Origin of the sequence: Geodermatophilus sp. FMUSA9-8, assembly GCF_037034165.1 — a bacterium.
Taxonomy (GTDB): domain Bacteria; phylum Actinomycetota; class Actinomycetes; order Mycobacteriales; family Geodermatophilaceae; genus Geodermatophilus; species Geodermatophilus nigrescens.
Window position 1 is genome coordinate 397,169 of the sequence record NZ_JBAGKE010000001.1, and the last position, 17,733, is coordinate 414,901.

General features: G+C 75.9%; 19 protein-coding genes. 7 read left to right on the forward strand and 12 right to left on the reverse strand.

Annotation, left to right across the window (positions count from 1 at the left end):
* Nucleotides 1-62: 62 nt before the first annotated feature.
* Nucleotides 63-713, forward strand: a complete 651-nt coding sequence (locus WA616_RS01895; protein ID WP_336026807.1) for a GntR family transcriptional regulator — start codon at nucleotides 63-65, stop codon at nucleotides 711-713.
* A gap of 17 nt (nucleotides 714-730) precedes the next feature.
* On the opposite strand, the gene WA616_RS01900 is transcribed toward WA616_RS01895, so the two are convergent.
* Nucleotides 731-1,084, reverse strand: coding sequence for a nuclear transport factor 2 family protein (locus tag WA616_RS01900; protein ID WP_336026809.1), 354 nt, complete (start codon nucleotides 1,082-1,084; stop codon nucleotides 731-733).
* A 78-nt stretch (nucleotides 1,085-1,162) separates the two neighbouring features.
* Here WA616_RS01900 and WA616_RS01905 point away from each other — a divergent pair, with 78 nt between their 5' ends.
* Complete coding sequence (locus tag WA616_RS01905) at nucleotides 1,163-1,960, forward strand: MerR family transcriptional regulator (RefSeq protein ID WP_336026812.1); 798 nt, start codon at nucleotides 1,163-1,165, stop codon at nucleotides 1,958-1,960.
* Nucleotides 1,961-1,998: 38 nt separating this feature from the next.
* Here the strand turns inward: WA616_RS01905 and WA616_RS01910 are convergent, their stop codons facing one another.
* The 4 genes from WA616_RS01910 to WA616_RS01925 are packed head-to-tail and all read right to left on the reverse strand — an operon-like array spanning nucleotide 1,999 to nucleotide 4,879.
* Nucleotides 1,999-2,631, reverse strand: a complete 633-nt coding sequence (locus WA616_RS01910; protein WP_336026814.1) for a maleylpyruvate isomerase family mycothiol-dependent enzyme — start codon at nucleotides 2,629-2,631, stop codon at nucleotides 1,999-2,001.
* Nucleotides 2,628-3,122, reverse strand: a complete 495-nt coding sequence (locus WA616_RS01915) for a MarR family transcriptional regulator (RefSeq protein ID WP_336026817.1) — start codon at nucleotides 3,120-3,122, stop codon at nucleotides 2,628-2,630. Before WA616_RS01915 ends, WA616_RS01910 begins: the two co-directional genes overlap by 4 nt.
* Nucleotides 3,123-3,164: 42 nt before the next feature.
* Complete coding sequence (locus WA616_RS01920; protein WP_336026819.1) at nucleotides 3,165-3,941, reverse strand: CPBP family intramembrane glutamic endopeptidase; 777 nt, start codon at nucleotides 3,939-3,941, stop codon at nucleotides 3,165-3,167.
* Nucleotides 3,938-4,879: an NAD(P)H-binding protein gene (locus WA616_RS01925; RefSeq protein ID WP_336026822.1), complete on the reverse strand. Its 942-nt coding sequence runs from the start codon at nucleotides 4,877-4,879 to the stop codon at nucleotides 3,938-3,940. The genes WA616_RS01920 and WA616_RS01925 overlap by 4 nt, the downstream gene beginning before the upstream one ends.
* A gap of 57 nt (nucleotides 4,880-4,936) precedes the next feature.
* Between WA616_RS01925 and WA616_RS01930 the strand changes: the two genes are divergently transcribed.
* On the forward strand, nucleotides 4,937-5,257 hold the full coding sequence (locus tag WA616_RS01930) for a hypothetical protein (protein WP_336026824.1): 321 nt from the start codon (nucleotides 4,937-4,939) through the stop codon (nucleotides 5,255-5,257).
* Between the two features lie 586 nt (nucleotides 5,258-5,843).
* Nucleotides 5,844-6,164: a hypothetical protein gene (locus tag WA616_RS01935; protein ID WP_336026827.1), complete on the forward strand. Its 321-nt coding sequence runs from the start codon at nucleotides 5,844-5,846 to the stop codon at nucleotides 6,162-6,164.
* A gap of 85 nt (nucleotides 6,165-6,249) precedes the next feature.
* Here the strand turns inward: WA616_RS01935 and WA616_RS01940 are convergent, their stop codons facing one another.
* Nucleotides 6,250-7,473 (reverse strand): hypothetical protein, encoded by a 1,224-nt coding sequence (locus tag WA616_RS01940; protein ID WP_336026829.1) that lies wholly within the window; start codon nucleotides 7,471-7,473, stop codon nucleotides 6,250-6,252.
* A gap of 188 nt (nucleotides 7,474-7,661) precedes the next feature.
* Nucleotides 7,662-8,627, reverse strand: a complete 966-nt coding sequence (locus WA616_RS01945) for a helix-turn-helix transcriptional regulator (RefSeq protein WP_336026831.1) — start codon at nucleotides 8,625-8,627, stop codon at nucleotides 7,662-7,664.
* A gap of 102 nt (nucleotides 8,628-8,729) precedes the next feature.
* On the opposite strand from WA616_RS01945, the gene WA616_RS01950 reads away from it, so the two are divergent.
* Nucleotides 8,730-9,131, forward strand: coding sequence for a RidA family protein (locus WA616_RS01950; RefSeq protein ID WP_336026833.1), 402 nt, complete (start codon nucleotides 8,730-8,732; stop codon nucleotides 9,129-9,131).
* 1 nt (nucleotide 9,132) lies between these two features.
* On the opposite strand, the gene WA616_RS01955 is transcribed toward WA616_RS01950, so the two are convergent.
* The 3 genes from WA616_RS01955 to WA616_RS01965 all read right to left on the reverse strand — a co-directional run bounded on the left by WA616_RS01955 (nucleotide 9,133) and on the right by WA616_RS01965 (nucleotide 11,879).
* Nucleotides 9,133-10,161, reverse strand: coding sequence for a MerR family DNA-binding transcriptional regulator (locus WA616_RS01955; RefSeq protein WP_336026835.1), 1,029 nt, complete (start codon nucleotides 10,159-10,161; stop codon nucleotides 9,133-9,135).
* Nucleotides 10,155-10,877 carry a HEAT repeat domain-containing protein gene (locus tag WA616_RS01960; protein ID WP_336026837.1) on the reverse strand — a complete coding sequence of 241 codons (723 nt, stop codon included), beginning with the start codon at nucleotides 10,875-10,877 and terminating at the stop codon, nucleotides 10,155-10,157. Before WA616_RS01960 ends, WA616_RS01955 begins: the two co-directional genes overlap by 7 nt.
* Nucleotides 10,878-10,955: 78 nt before the next feature.
* Nucleotides 10,956-11,879: a helix-turn-helix domain-containing protein gene (locus WA616_RS01965; protein ID WP_336026839.1), complete on the reverse strand. Its 924-nt coding sequence runs from the start codon at nucleotides 11,877-11,879 to the stop codon at nucleotides 10,956-10,958.
* Between the two features lie 140 nt (nucleotides 11,880-12,019).
* On the opposite strand from WA616_RS01965, the gene WA616_RS01970 reads away from it, so the two are divergent.
* Nucleotides 12,020-14,161, forward strand: coding sequence for a molybdopterin-containing oxidoreductase family protein (locus WA616_RS01970; protein WP_336026841.1), 2,142 nt, complete (start codon nucleotides 12,020-12,022; stop codon nucleotides 14,159-14,161).
* The gene (locus tag WA616_RS01975) at nucleotides 14,158-14,685 is read left to right on the forward strand and encodes a CBS domain-containing protein (protein ID WP_336026843.1); all 528 of its coding nucleotides are present in this window, start codon (nucleotides 14,158-14,160) and stop codon (nucleotides 14,683-14,685) included. Before WA616_RS01970 ends, WA616_RS01975 begins: the two co-directional genes overlap by 4 nt.
* Before the next feature lie 4 nt (nucleotides 14,686-14,689).
* Here WA616_RS01975 and WA616_RS01980 read toward each other — a convergent pair whose 3' ends face one another.
* Together WA616_RS01980 and hppD are read right to left on the reverse strand one after the other, a co-directional pair.
* The gene (locus WA616_RS01980; RefSeq protein ID WP_336026844.1) at nucleotides 14,690-16,366 is read right to left on the reverse strand and encodes a CocE/NonD family hydrolase; all 1,677 of its coding nucleotides are present in this window, start codon (nucleotides 16,364-16,366) and stop codon (nucleotides 14,690-14,692) included.
* Between the two features lie 161 nt (nucleotides 16,367-16,527).
* Nucleotides 16,528-17,733: a 4-hydroxyphenylpyruvate dioxygenase gene (hppD, locus tag WA616_RS01985; RefSeq protein ID WP_336026846.1), complete on the reverse strand. Its 1,206-nt coding sequence runs from the start codon at nucleotides 17,731-17,733 to the stop codon at nucleotides 16,528-16,530.

Below are 17,733 nucleotides of genomic sequence, written 5' to 3' on the forward strand. Positions count from 1 at the left end.
AGCACCGACGCTCCCGGGGAAGCCCGTCCCGGCCGCCGCCCGCACCGAGACGAGGTCCACCCGTGCCGATCCCCCCGACGTCCCCCGGCGTCGACCGCAGCCTGCTGCGCGACGACGTCTACCGCCGCCTGCGCGACGCGATCGTCGACGGCACCTTCGCCCCTGGCGAGCAGCTGCGGGACCTCGAGCTCGCGGCCTGGCTGGGGGTGAGCCGGACCCCCGTGCGTGAGGCACTGCTGCGCCTCGCGCACGGGGGGCTGGTCTCCGCCCGGCCGGGGCGGTCCACGGTGGTCAGCACGCTCGACGCCCGGGACGTGCGCGACGCCCGCGACGTCGTGGCGGCCATGCACGAGGTCGCCGTCCGCGAGGCCGTGCCGGTCCTCGGCGAGGCGGACCTGGCCGCCATGAGGGACGCCAACCGGCGGTTCGCCGACGCCGTGGCAGCCGGCGACGTCGAGACGGCCCTCCGCGTCGACGACGAGCTGCACGACGTGCCGGTGCGCGTCTGCGGCAACCGCGCGCTCGCCACGGTGCTGGAGCAGTTCACGCCCACCGTGCGGCGCGCGGAACGGCTGCGCTTCGGCTCGTTGCGCGGCCGGACGTCGGTCACCCGGCACGACGAGCTGATCCGGCTGTGCGCCACCGGCGACGCCGAGGGCGCCGCCGGCGTCGCCTACGACACCTGGCACAGCCTGCCGAGCGAGGAGCCGTGACGCCCGGCGCCCGGGTCTCAGGGAGCGATCACGAGCTCGGCGACCAGGTCGCCGGCCATCGTGAACCGGTACTGCAGCTCGACGACGCCGCCGGGGAAGTCGCCCTCCAGCCGCTGGACGGCGATCCACCGCGTCGGGTCGACGCGCCGAGCGCCGACCAGCTCGGTCGTGAACGTGAAGGCGGTGCCGGCCTCGGCCAGCCACCGGCGGACCTCCTCGGTGCCGCGGTGGGTGTGGCCCTCGTCGGTGACGACGGCGTCGGGGGTGAAGGCCCGGACGGCGGTCTCGACGTCGCGGGCGGTGTGCGCGGCGAGGTAGCCGCGGACGGGGGCGGGGAGCTCGGCGGGATCGATGACGGTCGGTGCGCTCATGCCGCCACCGTGCGCCGTCCGCGGCCGGGAGGGTCCACCGCTGGACCCTCCCCCGGGGGGAGGGTGCAGAGTGCGCCCGTGCTGGCGATCGGCGAGTTCTCCCGGCTGACCCACCTGAGCGTGCGCACGCTGCGCCGGTACCACGACGCGGGCCTGCTCGAGCCCGCGACCGTCGACCCGGCGAGCGGCTACCGGTACTACAGCGCCGACCAGATCCCGACCGCCCAGGTGATCCACCGCCTGCGCGAGCTCGACGTCCCGCTGCCCGACGTCGCCCGCATCGTGCGCTCCCCCGACCCCGGCGACCGCGCCGAGCTCGTGGCCGGCCACCTGCGGAGGCTGGAGGACCAGCTGGCCGCCACCCGGGAGGCCGTGGCCTCGCTGCGCCGCCTGCTGCACCCCGACCCGCCCCCGCTGCAGGTGCGGCTGCGGGCGGTGCCGGCGACGCCGGTGGCCGCGGTCGCGGGCGTCGTGGACCTCGACGGCGTCCTCGCCTGGTACGCGGGCGCCATGGCCGAGCTCGACGCGGTCGTCGCCGAGCCGGAGGGGCCGCCGGGCGGGCTCTACGACAACGCGCTCTTCGAGACCGGCCGCGGGCACGTGCTCGTGTACCGGCGGACGGCAGAGCCCGCGTCCGGCGGGCGGGTGCACCCGGTGACGCTGCCGGCGGTGGAGTTGGCGGTGACCACCCACGCCGGCCCGCACGACGACATCGACGTCACCTACGGCGAGCTGGGCGCCTGGGTGGTCGCCAACGGGCTCGCGGTGGCCGGGCCGGTGCGGGAGAGCTACCCGGTGGGCCCGCGGGACACCGACGACCCGTCGGCCTGGCGCACCGGGATCGGCTGGCCGGTCTTCCCGATGGCCGCGCGCTGACACCCGGCGGGCCGGTTCCGCCGGGGGCCGGCCCCGGCTCAGAGCCGCCGGGCCAGCACCTCGCGTCCCGGGCCGTCGAGGTCGGCGAGCGCGGCCCGGCGGCCGGTGAGGGCCATCGCGAGGGCCTCCGCCGTCCCGCTCACCGCGGGGCCGGTGCCGTGCCGCCACCCGGCGTCGCTGGCGCGGAGGGTCAGGCCGCCGGCGCGGGCCGGCGTCATAAGCCCCGGCGCGACGCCCGGTGACACGAGGTGGTCCAGCAGCAGCACCCAGTCCTCGCGCGGGACGTCGGCGTCCAGGCCGAGGGGGCGGGCGAGGTCCCTCAGGTGCACGCAGGTCTCGGCGAAGGGCCCCATCGGGCCCACCCGCGGCGGGTCGACGCGGTCGCCGGCGTGCCGGCGCAGGAGCGCGACGAGCTCGGCGGGCCCGGGCCGGGCCAGCCGCCGGGCGAGGGAGTCGACGGTCGCGGCGGTGTCGCCGCGGTGGCGGAGCGAGGCGAGGAGGAAGCGGCCGAAGCCGACCACCATCGGCTGCAGCAGGTGCCCGGCCAGGACCCGGACCGTCCAGCCCTCGCAGAGGGTCCCGGCCTCCCACTGCGCGGGCCCCAGGCCCTCGAGCACGTCCGCCAGCCGCCGCCCGCGGGCCGTGCGGGCCTGCACGTCGTCGCGGGTCACGGCCGGGCCCCCTCGGCGTCCTCGGCCTCCCGCTCGGTCTCCCCCTCCGCCGACGCCGCCCGGGCGCGCACGTCGCGCCCGAGCGCCGTCAGCACGGCGGCAGCGGTCGCCAGGTCGGCGGCGGAGCACCCCGGGGCGAGGCGGCCGAGGTCGGCGAGCTCGCCGGCCCGCAGGTCCTCGAACGCCCGCCGCCCCTCCTCGGTGAGCTCGACCAGCACCGACCGCCGGTGCCCGGGGTTGGCGCTGCGGCGGGCGTGGCCGAGCCGGAGGAGGTCGTCGACGTGGCGCTGCACGTTCTGGCGCGCCAGGGACAGCGCGCGGGCGACCTGCGGGACCGTGGCGGGCCCGCTCTCGGCGAGGACCTCGACCACGGCCCGGGACCCGACGGTCCAGCCTCGGTCGCGGACGCGTGTCTCGACCACCCGTGCCGAGTCGAGCACCAGCGGGCGCGCCCGGCGCAGGACCTCGTAGACCGCCTCACCCCGCGACATGACATCAACGATGTCATGTCCGGGTGCGGCGGCACCAGCCGGTCAGCTCCCCGGCTGCTCCGGCGCCCGGCGCTCCTCGACCTCGAGGCGGTCGGCGAACAGCGGCGGGAGGAAGCGCAGCATCAGGCTCGACCACATCACGTGGGTGAGCACCGGCGCCTGGATGCCGCCGGTCATCTTCCGCTGGATGCCGAACATCAGCCCCATCGGCAGGCTGGCGAGCACCAGCGCCGGGTTGCGGGTGGCCACGGTGGCCAGGCCGTACACCGCCGTCGACACCACCACCGGCCGCTGCGTCCCCGCCGCCGCGTACAGCGCGCCGCGGAAGAAGACCTCCTCGGCCACCCCGTTGGCGAGCGTCGTGGCGGCGACCAGCGGCGCCGAGCCCTGGTCGGCGTAGCGCAGCACCGAGCCGATCGCCCGCTCGAGCACCGGGATCCGGCGGGCCACCAGCGCCGCGGCGTAGAACGCCCCGAAGGCGCCGACGCCCGAGACGATCGGGGTGAGCAGCGGCCGCTGCAGCCGGTCGCCGGGGCCGAACATCCGCCCCAGGTGCAGCGGGCCGGAGGCCAGTCCCCCGGCCACCCAGGTGCCGGCGACGCCGAGGGTCAGCCCGTAGAAGCGGGGCGAGCCCGGCGGCGTCGACAGGGACACCCCGAGCAGCGACGCCCCGGCCACCGCGACGACGCCGGTGACCCGCCGCCGGCGCCGGAACGCCGCGTCGGTCTCCCAGTGGTCACGGGGCACGCTGCGCAGCAGCGGCCCGGCGACCCGCCGGACCCGGGCCTCCAGCGCGCGGGCGGCCCGCCCCCGGGTCACCGCCGGGCTCCCCGGGCGAGCCACCCGCCGCGCCGCTCCCCGGCCGCTCGCCGGCGTTCGCGGGCGCGTTCCAGGAGGGCGGTGAGCACCATCTGGTCGTAATCCATCGGGTCGAAGGGGACCACCCGGCGGATCGCGTCGTCTGTGACGACGACCTCGTTGGTCATCGAGTCGATGAGCGAGCGGCCGGTGGTGATGTCGACGTCGGTGACGAGCGACAGCCAGCGGGAGGACAGCTGCGGGCTGAGCAGCGGCACGGGGACGACGAACAGGTGCCGGTTCTGGATGTCGGCGACGCGGGTGAGCATCTGCAGGTAGGTGAGCACCTCGGGGCCGCCGACCTCGAACACCCGCCCCTCGGCCTCCGGCGCCTCGAGGACGCCGACGAGGTACCGGACGACATCGGCGACGGCGATCGGCTGGGTCCGCGTGTTCACCCAACGCGGGGTGACCATCGCCGGCAGGTGCGCCACCAGCTGGCGGGTCATCTCCCACGACACCCCGCCGTGCCCGACGACGATCCCGGCGCGCAGCACGGTCACCGGCACGCCGGTCTCCCCCAGCAGCCGCTCGACCTCGCGGCGGCTGCGCAGGTGCCGCGAGAGCTGGTCGCCGTCGCGGCCCAGCCCGCCGAGGTAGACGATCCGGCGCACCCCGGCCGCGGCGGCGGCGCGGGCGAAGGCCCTCGCCGCGTCGGCGTCCTTGCGCTCGAAGTCCTCGTCGCCGAGGGAGTGCACGAGGTAGTAGGCGGCCTCGCAGCCCGCGAGCGCCTCGCGCAGCGACGCCTCGTCGCCCACGTCGCCGGCGACGGGCGTGCCGGCCCCGTCGTAGCGCTCCGGGTGGCGGGTCATCCCCCGGACCTCGTGGCCCTCCTCCTCCAGCGCGGTGGCCAGCCGGCCGCCCACGAACCCCGACGCACCGGTGACCAGGACTCTCACGCCCCCAGCCTCGCCCGGCCGGGCGCCGGGCGCGACCCGGTCGGGCACCATCGACCCGTGGACGGCGCACCTCCCTCGGACGGCGCGGACCTGCTGCGGACCGCGGCCGGGCGGCTGGAGGCGCTCGCGGCCCGGACGACGCCCGGCGACTGGCGCCTAACCGGGCTGCTGGCCACCCGGCCCGAGGTGGTCGCGCACGCCCCCGGCGGCGGCACCGAGCACGTGGCCGAGGCCCGGGCCGGCACCGGTGCCTGGATCGCGGCGCTGTCCCCTGCGCTGGCGGCGCCGCTCGCGGCGTGGCTGCGTGCGGCGGCGCGGGAGCCGGGCAACCCGGCGGCGGAGGCGTTCGCCCGGGCGCTGCTCACCCGGCTGCCGTGAGGGCTGCGAGCTGAGACCTGTCCTGGGGACCATGTACGGCAGCGCGCTCCCGTGTCCCTGAGCGGCCCATTCAGGGACACGGCAATGGATGGGACAACCCAGGGCGGCGCCCGCCAGACTGGCGAGCGTGGCACGACGCAGGGCACGCCGTGCCGACAAGACAGTCCGACCGGGGCCGCGGCACCTGGCTGTCATCGCCGGGCACGGCGTTCCGCTCGGCGACTCCTTGGCGGGAAAGGTGCCCTTGTCGGGGGGTCTTGTTGACAGGCTGAACGCCTGGGAGCAGCAGTGGGCCTCAGCTCTCGAGGGCTTAAGGGAGAGCGAAGCTCAGTGGCTGGACGAAGGCGCCGAGCTTGCCCGACTCGTGCAGTCGGAAGCCGAGCGGAACGGCGAGAATGTCCAGGTCATCTACTGGCACGACCGGTCCCGCAATCCGCCGCACGGAAAGCCGGCGAAGTAGCTGCCTAACTCTTCAGTCGGCAGCTCGCCTGCCGGCGAGCGGGCGGTGTCCCTGAGCGGCCACTATGGGACGGACCGCAGCCGCGCCTGATGAGCCAAGCCTCAGCGGGCTGCCACGATGCCTGGGATGAGCAACTGGCCCTTCGCTGAGCCTCCGGACACCGCGGTCTTCACCACCCAGTCGGTACTGGACGGTGCGCGCATTCGCGACGTGCACCACGACGAAGACGGCGACTGGCAGATCCTCTGCGGCACCACACTCGCGACCGAGGACGCACGAATCGTCCACCTCGCACACCTTGTCGAGATGGCCCCGTCACTGGCGTCGCTAGCGGATCTTCCACGCGGCTGGTGGGCCGGCCGATGCGACGACGTGGCTCATGACGGATGGCATCGCCGGCCTGTCACGCTGCGAGCCCGGATGCGCTCTTTGCTGCGCCGGCGCTGAGGGGACTCACCGACACGTCACTGCTGGTGGGGAGGACAACGTCTCTAAGCGGCCCACTAAGGGACAACTGGCTTAGGACCGCGGGTTAGTCGAGAAGTGGGGGGATGTCTTGCCCGTCTGAGCGCTTGGCTCGGTAGTACTCGTCGTAGGTGACGATGGCGTCGGCGATGTCGGCGCGGGCGGCCTCCAACACCTCAGACTGGGGAGTCCGCCCGTCGGGCCGGAACCAGGCGTCGGGATCAGTCGCGGTCAGCAACCGGCCGGCGCCGAGCTGCTCGACGCGGTACAGCTGCGGATCGGCGGCCAGGCCGCGGAAGCCGGGACCGAGGTACATGACACCGAAGGCGTCGATGATCCGCCGGTCATCCATCGGCGCCAGCGCGTGGATCTGGGTCACCGGCGCCGCTGGTGCCGCCGTCCTGGCCCATCCTCGCAGCAGCAACCTAGTCTGAATCGTTGGGGCGTGCGCGGCGCGCATCACGAACGCCGAGGTGATGTGCGGCGTTAGGCGTTCGATCAGCTCGCGAACCCGGGCCACGGTCGACTCCGCCGAGCCGAAGGCCTCCTCGTCGAGCTGGAAGAGCACTCGGTGAGACGTGTGCTCGAAGCCGACTTGGCGCGCTTCGCCCGGCCAGTCCTCGACGCTCGCCCGAACGGGCATGTTCGTACTGCGCAACGCCAGGCGTGCGGTGGCCTCCCACTGCGCCGGCGCGGTTCGCAGACTGGACAGTCCGTGCACCACGTACCGGTCCCCGGTCGCGCCGCTGCCCAGTTCCTGACACCACGCCAGCGCGGTGTCCACGACGGCTGCCCACGCCTCCTCCTGCAGGTCGCTGCGATACCACCCTCGCAGCATGTTCGGAGGTCCGGCGGCCCTGCGCTCCTCCCGCCGGCCGAGCGAGCCGGGACGCCACGGCAGCGTCACCGACACCGCAGTCAGCCGATGGCCCCCGGGAATGTCTCCCAGCTGACTGTCTCCCAGCGGACTCCACTTCGTCGGCGCCACGTCGATGCGGGCATCGAGCCCGGCAGCCTGCAGTGTCGCGGACAGATCGGTGACCACCGTCACCAGGCGCTTGGAATCGGCGTAGGTGACCGGGCGTAGCAGGTACACCCCGTCAGGCAGCGCCAGCGGACCCAGCAGTTGCACACCCATCAGGTCCGGAAGCTGACCCAGTCGCGGCTCCGCTTCGGCCACCCATGACGCCAGCACATCACCCAGCGCACCCGGCGGCGAGGCGCTGACCAGCAACCACGGCCCATCCTCGTCCCTCAGCGCCCGCTTGAGGCGTTTGACGTCGACCGACACCGCCACAACCAGATTCCCCGCCTTCGCCACCGGACATCACCAGCATGCGATGCCAGTCACGCACGGGCGACCGTCCTCCACCCGGCATCGCCCCAACGGGGTGCAGCCAGGCGAGCGTGTCCCTGAAGCCGCCTTCAGGGACAGGGGTGGCGGCAAGCAGATTCCGCAGGATAGGCGCAAGGACGCGGTCAGGACCGGACGTAGCGGGCTGCGATCGCGGCGGCCCGGTCGTGCAGGGCGGTGCGCAGCCAGTCCGGGGACAGCACCTCGGCGGCCGCCCCGGCCCGCCACAGCGCCCACTCCGCGTGCCGTCGGTCCTGGAAGGTGACCTCCAGCAGCGGCCGGCCGTCCGCGCCGGGTCCGTCGTCGGCGCACGGGCGGGCGGCGAGCGCGGTGGCCACCAGGTCCTCCTGCCGCCCGGGGTCCACCCGCACCCGGACGGCGACCTGCTCGCCGCCGCTCCGGAACCGCGCGACGCGCTCGCGCCACAGCCGGTCGAGGTCGACGTCGGCGGGCCGCTGCGCCGGCTCGGGCAGTGCCTCGGCGCCGAGTACCCGGACCAGCCGGTAGGTGCGGTCCTCGCCGCCGCGGGTGGCCAGCAGGTAGCCGCGGCCGCGCACGGTGACCAGGCCGATCGGGTCGACGGTGCGCCAGCCGGGGTCGCCCGCGGGCGGCGCGTAGTGCAGGCGCAGCCGGCGGCCGGCCAGCACCGCGCGGCGCACGACGGCGACCGCGGGTCCCGGCACCTCGTCGGCGACCGGTCGCTGGGCGACCATGTCCTCCGCCGGGTCGGCCAGCAGCCGGCGCACCGCGTCCCCGGCGGTGGCCCGATGAGCCTCGGGCAGCGCGTCGACCACCTTGCGCAGCGCCGCCGCCCGCGCGGGGCCGAGGCCGAACCCGCGCCCGCCGACGAGCAGGCCGAGCGCCTCGTCGGGGGTGAGCCCGGTCAGCTCGGTGCGGAACCCGGGCAGCAGCGCGAACCCGCCGTTCCGCCCGCGCTCGGCGTAGACCGGGACCCCCGCCGTCGACAGCGCCTCGACGTCGCGCAGCACCGTGCGCGTCGACACCTCCAGCTCGCGGGCGAGCTCGGCCGCCGTCAGCCGGCCGCGCGACCGCAGCAGCAGCACCAGGGAGACCAGCCGGTCGGCGCGCACACGCGGGATCCTGCCGGATACACGACAGGAGGTGTCGTCTTTCTCCGCCAGGCTCCCCGGCACGGGGCGGGCACCGGTCCGCCCGGACGAGGAGGAGCAGCGATGGCGGTGCAGAGGACGGCGGTCGACCCGTGGACGTGGTCGGCGGCACTGGGGTTCTCGCAGGGCGTGGTGGTCTCCGGGCACGCCCGGACGCTGTGGTGCAGCGGGCAGACGGCGACCGACGGCGAGGGCAAGCCGCAGCACCCGGACGACGTGGCCGCGCAGCTGGCGCTGGCGCTGGACAACCTCGAGGCCGTGCTCGGCGGGGCCGGCATGGCGCTGGCCGACGTCGTCCGGCTGGAGGTCCTCACCACCGACGTCGACCGGCTGCTCGAGTCCTACGGCGTGCTGGCCGGACGGCTCGGCGCGGCCGGGGTCGCGCCGGCCACGACGATGCTCGGGGTGAGCCGGCTGGCGATGCCCGAGCTGCTCGTGGAGCTGCAGGCCACGGCCGTCGGGTGACTCAGCCGCCCTCGTCGCCGGGGTCCCCGGCGGGCCGCTCCGGCATCCCGGCCAGGGCCGCGGCGACGAGGGCGACGCCGGGGTCGGCGTCGGTGGCCAGGCGCCGCAGCGCCTCCCGGGCGGCCGGCCCGGGCACCTCGACCAGCGCCTGGGCCAGCCGGATGCGCACCGCCGGGCCAGCGCCCGGGGCCCCGAGCTCGGCGACGAGGGCGGTGAGCACCGCCCCGGCGTCCGCGGGGTCCCGCGACAGCGCCCCGAGCGCCTCCGCGGCGTCGACATCGGCGGTGCCCGCGACCACCATGGCGACGAGCACCGGCACGGCGGCGGTCTCGCCGCGCCGGCCGAGCACCAGGGCCGCGTCCCCGCGGACCGCCGCGTCCGGGTCGGCGAGCGCCCCGCGCAGGAGGTCGTCGGCGCCCGGCGTCCCGGCCTGCGCGGCGACCGCCCGCACCGCGCGCCGGCGCACCGCGGCGTCGCCGGAGCGCAGGCCGACGGCGAGGGCCGAGAGGCCGCCATCCCCGGACCGGGCCAGCGCCCAGCGCAGCGCCCCCGCCACGTTCGGGTCGTCCTCGGCGAGCACCGCGCCGGCGAGCACCCCGGCGGGCACCGGCAGGTCGTCGGCGAGGGCCGCCCGCTGCCGGCGCGCGGCGCTGGGCGCGGCGAGCTCCTGCAGCAGCCCGACGACGCGCAGCACGTCCGGCCAGTCGGCCGGCGCGGACCCCTCGACGGCGCGCAGCCGCTCGAGCAGCTCGCGCTCCCGCGCGAGGCGCTCCTCGGCCGCCCGGACCAGCTCGGCCACCAGGGCGGCGGGCGCGAAGTGCGGGTCGGCGAGCGCCCGGCCGACCTGCTCGAGCGACAGCCCGAGCGAGCGCAGCCCCTCGACGGCGAAGATCCGGCGGACGTCGCCGGCGGAGTACTCGCGGTAGCCGCCCACGGTGCGCCCGCTCGGCGAGACCAGCCCGAGGGCGTCGTAGTGCCGCAGCATCCGCGCGCTCACCCCCGACCGGCGCGCCACCTCCCCGATCAGCACACGGCTCCCTGCCCCGCGGCCACGGCCGCCGCCCGCCCGGGCCCCAGCGCGGCCGCGCGCCGGGCGTCGGCGAGCGCCGCGTCGAACCCGGCCTCCGGGTCGCGCGCGAGCGCCTCGGTGGCGCGGGCGTGCGCGGCCGCCTCCGGGTCGGGCCCGGCCGCGGCGGCGGCGAGCGCGGACGCGGCGGCGTCGCCGAGGGCGACCAGCGCCCGGCTGAGGCTCAGCCGCACGTCGCGGCCGCCCCGGCCGAGCTGCGACGCGAGCGCGGCGGCGAGCCCGGCCCGCTCGCCGTCGGGCGCGAGCGCGACCGCCGTCCGCCAGGCGGTGCGCGCGACGTCGTCGTCGGGGTCGCGCAGCAGGTCGCCGGACATCCAGGACCAGGCGCGGGCGTCGCCGAGCTTGGACAGGGTGTGCAGCGCCTGCGCGCGGGCGCGCGGCACCGGGGAGCCGAGCTCGCGGCGCAGCCGGGGCAGGGTCTCTCCGGCCGGCAGCCGGGTCAGCGCCCAGGTCAGCATGTCGCGCACGAACGGGTCGGGCTCGGCCGCGCACCGCCGCACGAGCACCTCCAGCAACCCGGGGCCGGGCGAGGAGCCGGCGGCCAGGGCCGCGCGCAGCCGGACCGACGGGTCCGGGGCGCCGAGGGCCCCGGCCAGGCCGGCGGACAGGCCGGCGGACGGGTTCGCGGACGGGCCGGCGGGCGGGTTCGTCGTGGACATCGGGACCACCTCCGGGGCCCAGCCGACACCCTGTCACGGTGTCAGGGTCAAGCCCGGCGTGCGGCGCAGAGGGCCGGCTCAGCCGGCGTGCCCGGCCCGGTACCGCGACGGCGTCGTGCCGTAGGCGGCGCGGAACGCGCGGCTGAAGGTCGCGAGGTCGGCGAAGCCCCAGGCGCAGGCGATGTCGGTGATCGACCGGTCGCCGGGGCGGCGCAGGTCGAGGCGGGCGCGCTCCAGCCGCAGCTGCTGCACCTGCCGGGTGACCGTCGTCCCGCGCGCGGCGAACAGCCGGTGCAGGTGGCGGGTGGAGACGTAGTGCGCGGCCGCGATGGCGGCCGGGCCGAGGCCCGGGTCGGCCACGTGCTCGCGGATGTAGCCGTCGACGCGGCGCAGCAGCGCCTCGCCGGGCCGGTCGGGCTCGGGCGGGCGGGCCCGCTCCCCGGCGACGGTGGTGACCAGGTCGAGCACCTCGTCGCCGAGCCGCACCCGCCCGTCGGCACTGAGGTCGGGAGGCGCGGCCACCAGGTCGCGCAGCACCCGGCCGACGATCGCGCCGAGCCCGGTGCCGCCGTCGAGGCGGTGCGCGGTCAGCTCGCGGGAGACCGTGTCGGGCACCCGGACGCAGGCGCGCGGCCAGGTGAGGACGAGCAGCTCCCACTCGCGCGTCATCGCCCACCGGAAAGGCCGGTCGCTCTCGTAGAGGACGAAGTCGCCCGGCCCGAGCACGGCCTCCCGGCCGTCCTGCGCGACGACGGCGGCGCCCCGGGTCAGCAGCCCGACCTGTAGGTAGACCTCGCCGTCCGAGCGGGCCAGCCTCGCGGTGCGGGTGAAGGTCTGCGGCCCCGACACGACGGTCGCCAGGTCGAGCGCGCCGAGCCCGGCGGAGCGGACCTGCCCGCGGAAGGCGTCCCGCCGGTCGGCGGCGATGTCGAGGGCGACGAAGTGGTCACGGATGAGGTCGCGCCACGCCTCCAGCCGGTCGGCCGTCGCCGTCTCCCCCATGGGCACCTCCGCGGACGCTGGTGACCATTAGCGAGGCAGCCGCGCCCGCGGTCAACGCCGGGACCCGCGTGTCACGCAGCGACAACCAGCCTGTCGCGCACCGCCAAACGGCAGGTCAGCGCCGGGTCGAGACTCGGGCGATGACCGCGCTGGGCGACATCCCCGTGACCGACGTGTCCACCACCACGGTGCGCGCCGCCTGCGCGCACGACTGCCCGGACACCTGCGCGATGCTGGTGACGGTCGAGGACGGCCGGGCGACCGGCGTCCGCGGCGACCCCGAGCACCCGTTCACCCGCGGCGGCCTGTGCGTCAAGGTGAACGACTACCAGGACAAGGTCTACAGCCCCGACCGGCTGCTGTACCCGATGCGCCGCAGCGGCCCGAAGGGCAGCGGGGAGTTCACCAGGATCAGCTGGGACGACGCGCTCGACGAGATCGCCGGCCGGTTCCGGGAGTCGATCGACCGCCACGGCCCCGAGACCGTGATGCCGGTCAGCTACCTCGGCACCCAGGGGATCCTCAACGGGCTCAACGTCGGCGACCCGTTCTTCAACGCGCTCGGCGCGACGATCACCGAGCGCACCTACTGCGACTCCGGCGCCTGCACGGCGTACACGATGACCATCGGCGCCACCGCCGGCGTCGACCCGGAGAGCCTCGTGCACTCCCGCTACATCCTGATCTGGGCCTGCAACATGGTCTCGACCAACCTGCACCTGTGGCCGTTCGTCGCCGAGGCACAGCGGCGCGGGGCGAAGGTCGTCGTCATCGACCCCATGCGGCACGCGACGGCGAAGCGCGCCGACTGGCACATCCCCATCCGGCCCGGCACCGACGGCGCCCTGGCGCTGGCGATGATGCACGTGATCATCACCGAGGGGCTGACCGACGAGGCCTACGTCCGCGACCACACCGTGGGCTTCGACGAGCTGGCCGAGCGGGTGCAGCTGTACACGCCGGAGTGGGCCGAGGGCGAGACCGGCGTCCCGGCCGGCGACATCCGCACCCTCGCCCGCGAGTACGCGACGTCGCAGCCGTCGATGATCCGGATCGGCGTGGCCATCGAGCGGCACGCCGGCGGCGGGCAGACGGTCCGGTCGATCGCCTGCCTGCCGGCGCTCGTGGGCGCCTGGCGGCAGGTGGGTGGCGGGCTGCTGCAGCTGCCGCTGTGGGCGTTCCCGGTGAACTGGGGTGCGCTCATGCACCCCGAGCTGGCGACGCCGGGCACGCGCGTGGTCAACCAGTTCGAGCTGGGCCGGGCGCTGACCGGCGACATGCAGCTCGACCCGCCGATCACCGCGCTCATGGTCTACAACTCCAACCCGCTGGTGGTGTGCCCCGACCAGGACCGGCTGCGCGCCGGGCTGGAGCGCGAGGACCTGTTCACCGTCGTGAGCGACCACTTCCTCACCGACACCGCCCGGTACGCCGACGTCGTGCTGCCCGCGACCACCCAGCTCGAGCAGGCCGACCTGATGTTCAGCTGGGGCCACCTCTACGTCGCCCTCAACACTCCGGCGATCGCGCCGCTGGGCGAGGCGGTGTCCAACACCGAGCTGTTCCGCCGGCTCGCGGCGCGGATGGGCCTCACCGACCCCGTCTTCCGCCGCACCGACGAGGAGATGCTCGCCGAGGCGTTCGACTGGTCGGCGCCGGCCATGGAGGGCATCACCCTCGACTCGCTGCGCGAGACCGGCTGGGCGCGGCTGAACCTGCCCGGGCCGGACGTGTACGCCCCGCACGCCGAGGGCGGCTTCCCGACGCCGTCGGGCAGGACGGAGTTCCGCTCCTCGGTGGCGGAGGCCGCGGGCAACTTCATGGTGCCGCTGTTCCGGCAGGGCTACGACGGCGCCCAGCCCGGCGGCCGGGTGGACCCGCTGCCGCACTACGTCCCGCCGCGGGAGGACGACGGCACCGGCTACCGGCTCAGCCTGATCTCGCCGAAGTCGCACGCCTTCGTCAACTCCAGCGCGGGCGACCGGCCGCGGCAGCTCCGGGTGCAGGGCGAGCAGACGGTGGTGGTCCACCCGCGGGACGCGGAGGCGCGCGGGATCACCGACGGGCAGCGGGTCCGCGTCCACAACGACCGCGGGAGCTTCACCGCCCGCGCGCAGGTCAGCGCGGACATCGCGCCCGGCGTGGTCCTGTCGCCCATGGGGACGTGGCTCAAGAACGCCGAGGGCGGGTCGACGGTCAACGCCGTCAACCCGGTCGTCTTCGCCGACCTCGGCAACGCCCCGACCTTCTCCGACTCCCGGGTGGAGGTCGACGCCGTGTGACCCCCGGAGCGCCCGCGGCCGCCGCCTCCCCGTCGACGGCGGCCCGGGACGAGGCCGCCGGACCGCGGCCGATGCGCCCCCTCCCCGGCCGCGGTCCGGCCCCTCCCTCCGGCTGCGTCCCCACGGTCTCCGACGCGATGGTCACCGGCGTCCGGCTCAGCGGGCGGGGCGCCACGGTCGCCGAGCTGCGCGTCCTGTTCGCCGGCGGGCACGTGCACGCCGCGCTGCTCGTCGAGGACGGCGTCCTGCTCGCCGTCGTCGACCCGGCCGACCTCGACGGCGCGGCCGACCTCGACGCCGCGCTCCCGCTCGGCCGCCTCCGCGCGCGGACCGTCGCCCCGGACGCGCGCCTCGCGGCCGCCCGCGACCGGATGCTCGCGACCGGCAGGCGCCGCCTGGCCGTGGTCGGCGCCGACGGCCGCCTCCGCGGGCTGCTGTGCCTGAAGCGCACCGGCCGGGGCTTCTGCTCCGACCGCGACGTCCGCGCGCGGGCCGCCGCCCGCCGGGGCCGGCCCGCGGGATGAGCCGTCAGGAGTCGGGGAGCGGCGGCAGCACCGGGACGAGCAGGTGCGAGTCGAAGCGCCCGCCGGTGTGCACCACCTGCCGGCCGCGGTTCACCGTCTCCCGGTGCCGGGCGAAGGTGAGGTGCTCCGGATAGCGCATCACGTCGCTGCCCTGGACGACGAGCAGCAGCCGCTCCCCCGCCTCGAAGCGGGTGCCCGAGGGCCACACCTCGACGTCGAGCCGGGCCGGCTCCCCCGGGGTGAGCGGCAGCGCCCGCCGGTGGGCCAGCACCGGCATGGACTCGGTCGACCGCTCGGGGTCCAGCTCCCGGTGCGAGGCGCGCAGCCAGCCGTTGGCGACCGGCCCGTCCTCGAACTGCCCGTAGTAGGCGAAGCCGACCTGCCGGCCCTGGGCGTCGAGCTTGAACAGCGCGACGAAGACGTCCATGTCGTCGGCCTCGTCGGCGGAGACCCACAGGGCCGCCTTGACGTGGCCGACGATCTCGGTCGCCTCCTCGAAGGTGATCTCGAAGGTCGCCCGGCGGGGGGCGAGCCCGCTGCCCAGCCCGTCGTAGCCGGCCTCCTCCTCGTCGCCGGGCGCCGCCCAGCCCAGCGAGGCGTCGCCGGCCCGCAGGAACAGCCGGCGGTACCCGACGTCCTCCAGCGGCCACTCCCGGGCGTCCCGCCAGGTCCCCTCGTCGTACGCACTGCGCACCTCGGCGCGCACCCGCGGCCAGGACTCGATCCCGGTGCCGGGCCGGTCCAGCAGGAAGTGGTCGAAGAAGGCGCGCTGGCGCTCGACCATCTCCGGCTCGTAGTAGTAGGCCCACTTCTTGCGCCCGTGGACGTCGAGCCACTTCTGCTCCGAGGAGATCCGGCGGAAGCCCTCGAGCGTGCCGCGCGAGTGCAGCCCCTGGTCGGCCCAGCTGGCGACCACGTAGGCGGGCACCCGGACGTCCTCCAGCGGCGGGACCTTGGAAGCCCAGAAGTCGTCGAAGAAGGGGTGGGCGGCGGTCTCGGCCTCCAGGTCCTCGATCTCGGTGGTGCTCGCCCCCCACCGCTCCCAGATGTAGGGCCAGAACGAGGTCTCCGGGATCCCGCCGTGCCGGGCGACCTCGCGGTAGGTGTCGTTCCACCCCTCCCACGGGTTGATGGCGGCCAGGTGCGGCGGGTCGAGCGCGGCCACCCGCCACTGCAGGCTGGCCAGGTAGGAGACGCCGGAGAGCCCCACCTTGCCGGCGCTCCACGGCTGCGTCCCGGCCCACTCGACGAGGTCGGCGAAGGCCCGGGCCTCCTCCGGCGAGTGGTAGGTGGCCCGGCCCTCGGAGTACCAGGTGCCCGGGCAGTCGGCGAGCACCAGCGCGTAGCCGTGGGGCAGCCAGTACTCCGGGTCGGGCGCCTCGAACGTCGTCAGGTCCGAGGTCCACTCCGGGCGCACGCCGGCGGCGGGGTAGATCTGGTCGATGGGCGCCGGGTTGTGCTTGCCGTAGGGCGACCAGCTGACCAGGGGCGCGGCCGGCACGTCGGTGTCGGGCCGGTAGACGTCGACGTAGAGCACGTGGCCCTCGTCGCCGAAGGGGACGGCGACGTCCCGCTCGACCACCATGCCGGGGCGGCGCTCCACGCGGTGCCGGGGCGGGCGGCCGGCCCGGGACTCCGGCGTGCTGCGCGGTGGGCGGAACAGGTACCCGGACCCCGTCACGGGGCGCTCCCTCCGTCGGCGGGCGCCCGGCCGGGCGGCGGACCGCCCGGGGCCGGGACGCCCGCTGTGCTCCCCCCTACCGGTACACGCCGGTCCGCAGCCGGTCAACGCGGCCGGTCGACGCGGCCGGTCGACGCGGCCGGTCGACGCGGCCGGCCCGCTCAGGAGTTGCCGCGGCGCTCCTGCTCGCGCTCGATCGCCTCGAACAGCGCCTTGAAGTTGCCCTTGCCGAAGCCGAGCGAGCCGTGCCGCTCGATGAGCTCGAAGAAGACGGTCGGCCGGTCGCCGGTCGGCCGGGTGAAGATCTGCAGCAGGTAGCCGTCCTCGTCGCGGTCGACCAGGATGCCGCGCCGCTGCAGCTCCGCCACCGGCACGCGCACCTCGCCGATGCGGGCCCGCAGCTCCGGGTCCTCGTAGTAGGAGTCCGGGGTGGGCAGGAACTCCACGCCCTCGGCGACCATGGCGTCGACCGTGCCGACGATGTCGTTGGTCGCCAGCGCGACGTGCTGCACGCCGGGCCCGCCGTGGTACTCGAGGTACTCGTCGATCTGCGACCGCTTCTTGCCCACCGCCGGCTCGTTGAGCGGGAACTTCACCCGGTGGTTGCCGTTGGCCACGACCTTGCTCATCAGCGCCGAGTAGTCGGTGGCGATGTCGTCACCGATGAACTCGGCCATGTTGGTGAAGCCCATGACCCGGTTGTAGAAGCCGACCCAGGTGTCCATGGCACCGAGCTCCACGTTGCCGACGACGTGGTCGACGGCCTGGAACAACCGCCGCGGAGCGCCGGGCCGCTTGACGTAGGACGACGTCCGCGCGACGTACCCGGGCAGGTACGGGCCGGTGTACCGGCTGCGGTCGACGAGCGTGTGGCGGGTCTCGCCGTAGGTGGCGATCGCGGCCAGCCGGACGGTGCCGTGCTCGTCGGAGAGGTCGTGCGGCTCCTCCAGCACGGCGGCGCCCTGCGCGCGGGCGTGCGCCACGCACCGGTCGACGTCGGGCACGGTGAGCGCGACGTCGCGGACGCCGTCGCCGTGCCGGCGGTGGTGGTCGGCGAGCTCGCTGGACGGCGAGTACGCCCCGGTGACGACGAAGCGGGCCGCGCCCGACCGCAGCACGTAGCCGCGGTGGTCGCGGTTGCCGGTCTCGGGGCCGGTGTAGGCGACGAGCTCCATGCCGAGAGCCGACTGGAGGAAGTGCGCCGTCTGCAGGGCGTTGCCGGCCACCCAGACCAGCGCGTCCCAGCCCGAGACCGGGAACGGGTCGGCCGAGTCGTCGTACTCGACCAGGCCGACCAGCTGCCGGAGCTGGTCGAGGTCGAGCCGGGCGAGGCGCTCCTCGTCGGTGAGCGTCCGGTCGAGGGACAT